Source organism: Spongiibacter sp., from assembly GCF_041602295.1.
Taxonomy (GTDB): Bacteria; Pseudomonadota; Gammaproteobacteria; order Pseudomonadales; family Spongiibacteraceae; genus Spongiibacter.
This window is the reverse complement of record NZ_JBFIGO010000168.1, coordinates 1-3,664: the sequence shown is the minus strand read 5'-3', so window position 1 is coordinate 3,664 and position 3,664 is coordinate 1. Positions and strand designations below refer to the sequence as shown.

Genomic DNA, 3,664 nt, shown 5'->3' with positions numbered 1-3,664 from the left:
GCAGTGCGGCGGAGCCACCGCGAATCCAGGTCAGATTAATGTTGGACGCGTATTTTTCTGCCTTGGAAGACCCCCGTGTTGCCAGGGTGTGTATGGTTGAGTTGGAGGGCATCAGCCCCGAAGTTGAGCAGCTATATCACGGCTATATTCTGTCGTTTAGCGAGCTGATCGTGGAGCTGGCTGGCCATGTTTATCCACATTGGCAGTTGCCCGACGATGAGTCACTGGTGCTGGGAATGGCGCTGGTGGGCGCGATGCGGCAAACGGCAACCCACTGGCTGCGCAGTGGCTATGCAATGCCTCGCGAGACGGTTGTGCGAGCGGCGCTGCGTTTGGTGATGGGAGTGATCGACAGTATCGAGGCCGATCAAGGCGCCGCCGGAGCACAGTGCCCGCTGGCTTGAGTTATTGCCAAGCGGGCTTGTCAGGCCGGGCGGTCCGCCATCTCGCTCAATTTGCGGTGCATAAGCTCCCACTGTTCTAGCAGCAGCGCGCGACGCCCCTCGGGGTCATCGGGAATGTCAGCGGCGGGGATGCGCCAGAAGCTCAGTCGCACGGTGGTATCCATCCAACTGCCGTTAAACAGACTGGTGAAACTGGCGGAACCTTCGAAGCCACTGTGCGCAAAGAACAGCAGGTCCTTGTGTGGCGCTGCGGCCATCAGTGTCAGGGCGCCGGCGGGTCGCGGTGGTAGCACCGTGGTCCAGCGTTCGGCATTGCGCAGTGCCTCGGGAGCATCGTTTGCCGCCAGCTGGCGTAATATGCGTTGGCGTTTGTTGGTCGAGAACCGCGTCCCCTCCATGTATATCACCAGGGCGTCGTCGTCAGCCGCCGTGGCCGCCAGCTTGTGAAGTACCTTGAGTTCGCTGTCCATGTCTTCTGCCACGCGATTGACAAAGGCGTTGGGCAGACGATTGCCGACGATGTCCAGGCAGGGGTCTAGCAACAGTTCGCGCTTGAGGACATAGCGCACACGAAAGGCCTTGGGAATAGCGTAGAACGACATTGGCAGCACCGTGTCGCCGATACTGGTATGGCGCGGCAATACGATGGCCGCGGGGCCGTTGAGCGCCTCTTCACCCTCGATCTCAAAGCGCAGCCTGAACAGTTTTTCGGCGCCGCGGCGCAGGGTGTCCGCCCACCAGTATTGCAACTGACTGTTGGCCGCCAGGTAGTGGGCCTGTTGCTTTCTGCTCAGGCCGTAGCGCAGCCACAGCCAGCCGCTGGCGACGATGCCGGCAGTTTCGCAAAGCAGGTAGAGGCAGACAAAGGTGAGGCAGCGCAGACCCGATCGCGCGCTGGGCCTGATGTGGCCAAGTAGCCAGATCATCGGTATCCACAGCGGGGCAGAGATCAGTACGAGCAGCGTCAGCATTATATACGCGGGGATCGACAGCAGGCGTCGGGTCAGGGTGTGTTGCGTCAGCCACATCATGGTTGGGTAAGTGTCCTCATGGGCAAAGTATAGCCAATGAAACTCTCTACGCAGCGTGTGGGAGTATGGATGATGCCGGCGGGCGCTAACCGGCTGCCCGCACGCATTCCAGTATGCCGTAGTCGTATTCGCCGCCCAGTAATTCATATACCGGCTTTAGCCGGCCATCTTCGCTGTGCTCAAAGGCAAAGCGGATCTCTTGCAGGGAGGGCGGGTCTAACTCCACCACATCATCGAGTTCCAATTCGCCATTTTTGATCGCGGCGGCCAGGTGGCGGTAGACGGTTGCCAGTGTGAGCTCGCGGCGATGGGCAATCTCTAGCGGCTTCAGCCCCTGGCAGAGCAGTTGCACGCTTTCTTCGCCGCTGTCGGAAGTGGGCGCGCCGCTGTCGGCATTGTCTAGAATCACGCGCAGGAAGCTGTCGCCGTAGGCGTCGAGTTTGCGCTCACCGATGCCGGATATGCGGCCCAACTGCTCCAGGCTTTGTGGTTGGCGCTCGGCCATTTCGGCGAGGGTGGCGTCGTGAAAGATGACGTAGGCGGGGACGCCCTGTTCTTCGGCCAGTTGCTTGCGATGGCTGCGCAATGCCTCCCAGAGTTGGCTGTGGGCGGTATTGGCAAAGGTTTTGCGGCTGGATTTGCCGCTGCTGACCTTGGCGAGTTTGCGCAGGGTGAGTGTTTGCTCGCCGCGCAGTACCGGTCTTGCGCTTTCGCTCAGCAGTACGCTGCCGTGACCGTCGACATCGACGCTGAGCAGGCGGCGCGCAATCAACTGGCGGAACAGGCCGCGCCACTGACTGGTGTTGAGTTCCTTGCCAAGGCCGAACACCGCCAGCTTGTGATGACCGAATTGTTGAATGCGCTCATTGCTTTTGCCCAGCAGGACATCGACTAGGTAGTTGACGCCAAAGCGCTGGCCAGTGCGATAGGCACAGGACAGGGCTTTTTGCGCAGCGACAGTGGCGTCCCAGGTTTCGGGGGGGCTTAGGCAGTTGTCGCAGTTGCCGCAGGCTTGCTCGAGGGTGTCGCCGAAATAGTGCAACAGTGCCTGGCGGCGACAGCTCTCCAGCTCACAGAGACCGAGCATGGCGTCGAGCTTATGGCGCTCTATGCGCTTATAGCTTTCGTCGGCGTCGGAGCCCTCCTGCATTTGTCGCAGGGTAATCACATCCTGAAGACCGTAGAGCATCCAGGCATTGGCGGGCAGGCCGTCGCGGCCGGCGCGGCCGGTTTCCTGGTAGTAGGCCTCAATGCTTTTAGGCAGGTTCAGGTGGGCGACAAAGCGCACGTCAGGTTTGTCGATGCCCATGCCAAAGGCGATAGTGGCGACGATGATAATGCCGTCGTCGCGCAAAAACCGGCTCTGGTGTTGCTGGCGAACCTCGTTGGACAGGCCGGCGTGGTAGGGCAGTGCCTTGAGGCCCTTGCTGCTCAGCCAGTGGGCGGTTTCGTCGACGCGTTTGCGCGACAGGCAGTAAACAATGCCGGCATCGCCGTCGTGTTCGTTGCGAATAAAGCGCAGTAATTGCTCGCGGGCATTGCCGTTGTTCTCGGCGATACGGTAGCGAATATTGGGGCGATCGAAGCCGTTGTTGAACAGTCGGGCATGTTCCAGTCCCAGCCGCTGAATGATTTCCTGTTGGGTGCGCTCGTCGGCGGTGGCGGTGAGGGCGATGCGCGGAATGTGGGGGAAGCGCTCGTGCAGCACCGACAGCTGGATATATTCCGGGCGAAAGTCGTGGCCCCACTGGGAGACACAGTGGGCCTCGTCGATGGCGAACAGGGCGATGCGGGCGCGCTCCAGTAGGCCCTGCATGCGCGGCATCATCAGCCGCTCGGGGGCGACGTAGAGCAGATCCAGTTCGCCATTGAGCAGTTGGCGTTCGACGTCGTTCGCTTCGGCGCCACTGAGACTGGAGTTTAAACAGGCGGCGTTGACACCATTTTGGCGCAGCGCGTCGACTTGGTCTTGCATCAAGGCGATCAGCGGCGACACCACGATGGCGGTGCCGTCGCGCACCAGCGCCGGTATTTGGAAACACAGCGATTTGCCGCCGCCGGTGGGCATTAGCACCAGTGCGTCGCCGCCATTGATAAGCTGTTCGACGATTTCCGCCTGGTGATTGCGAAAAGCCTGGTAGCCAAAGACCGATTGCAGGGTATGCAGGGCGGCTTCTGGGGCCGAAATGGGCGGTGTCTGCGTGTCGATAGTCATTACCACATCAAGTC

2 protein-coding genes and 1 pseudogene are annotated in these 3,664 nt (G+C 60.7%); 1 reads left to right on the top strand and 2 read right to left on the bottom strand.

All coding sequences use genetic code 11. From position 1 onward, the window contains the following. Positions 1 to 404, top strand: a pseudogene (locus tag ABYM29_RS15190) (hypothetical protein); the annotation flags it as partial. A gap of 20 nt (positions 405 to 424) precedes the next feature. Here ABYM29_RS15190 and ABYM29_RS15185 read toward each other — a convergent pair. Together ABYM29_RS15185 and recQ are read right to left on the bottom strand one after the other, a co-directional pair. After that, entirely contained in the window at positions 425 to 1,435 is a 1,011-nt protein-coding gene (locus ABYM29_RS15185; RefSeq protein ID WP_372865636.1) for a 1-acyl-sn-glycerol-3-phosphate acyltransferase, read from the bottom strand. An 85-nt stretch (positions 1,436 to 1,520) separates the two neighbouring features. Next, positions 1,521 to 3,650, bottom strand: coding sequence for a DNA helicase RecQ (recQ, locus tag ABYM29_RS15180; RefSeq protein ID WP_372865637.1), 2,130 nt, complete (start codon positions 3,648 to 3,650; stop codon positions 1,521 to 1,523). Between the last annotated feature and the right edge of the window lie 14 nt (positions 3,651 to 3,664).